Consider the following 1105-nt stretch of genomic DNA (forward strand, 5'->3'; position numbering starts at 1 on the left):
CAATGATTGCTGGCGCAAACGCTGCTCATGCGGAAGTAACTGATGCTACTCCTCAGCAAAGTACGGGAGATCGATTAGCTGAAATTAAGCAACATAGACAAGAGTTAGATGCGAAATTGCAGCAGCACAAAGAAAACGTGGATCAAACATTGAATGAACTTAACCAAGTTAAGGAAAATGTTGATACGAAGGTTAATGAACTACATGAGCGTAAACAAGTTGCTGATGAAAAAATTAACGAAATGAAACAACGTAAACAAGAGTTAGATGCAAAACTTCAGCAAGACAAGCAAATCGCCGAAGATAAAATCGCTGAAATAAAAGAGCATAAAAAACAAGTAGAAGATAAAGTTGCTGAAGTGAAAGAGCATAAGCAAAATATCGATAATAAGGTTAATGAGATTAAAGAACATAAACAAACTGTCGATGAAAAAGTGAATGAAATGAAACAACATAAAGAAAACATCGATCAAAAGGTTAATGAACTTAAGGAAGTTAAAAAACAAGTAGATGAAAAGTTAGCTGAGTTAAAGAAAGCGAAACAAACTGCTGAGGACAAACTTGCTGAGCTAAAAGAAAACAAGCCGAATACTGGTAACACGTTAGAGGAGCTTAAGAAAATTAAAGGCAATTTAGATAGCCTTTCCGCTAACTTAGAACTAGCTAAACAAGATGTGAAAAACAAACTTGCTGCATTACAAGAAGCTCGACAAGATTTACTAAATAAAATAAACGAAATAAAACAATCGAAACAAACTGTTTCAGATGATTTAACAAAGAAAAAACAAGACTTAGATATTAAAATCAACGACTTTAAACACACTGAGAAAAAAATTGACGACAAATTAGCTGAGGTACATACAACGAAGCAAAATGTAGATAACAAGATCAATGAAGTATCTCAATCGAAACAAACAGAAACAAAGACTGGTACTACAAACACAAACAATAATGCTAGAGAACTGCCTAACGCAGGTAGTGAGCAATCAAATAATATGGCTTTAGGTATGTTATCTGTATTAGGCGGGATTTTATTAGTAACACGAAATAAAATTAAAACGTTATTCTCAAAATAAAGCCATTATACTTATTAAAAACAATTATA

1 protein-coding gene is annotated in these 1105 nt (G+C 32.9%); it reads left to right on the forward strand.

Features of this window, described 5'->3' with window-relative positions; genetic code table 11:
• Nucleotides 1–2 precede the first annotated feature (2 nt).
• Nucleotides 3–1076, forward strand: coding sequence for an LPXTG cell wall anchor domain-containing protein (locus KI369_RS28675; protein ID WP_212959020.1), 1074 nt, complete (start codon nt 3–5; stop codon nt 1074–1076).
• Nucleotides 1077–1105 lie beyond the last annotated feature (29 nt).

Origin of the sequence: Bacillus sanguinis, from assembly GCF_018332475.1 — a bacterium.
GTDB lineage: Bacteria > Bacillota > Bacilli > Bacillales > Bacillaceae_G > Bacillus_A > Bacillus_A sanguinis.

Bases quoted from the DNA above. Each gene is read 5' to 3' on its own strand.
- KI369_RS28675 (WP_212959020.1), top strand. From the start codon at position 3: ATGATTGCTGGCGCAAACGCTGCTCATGCGGAAGTAACTGATGCTACT.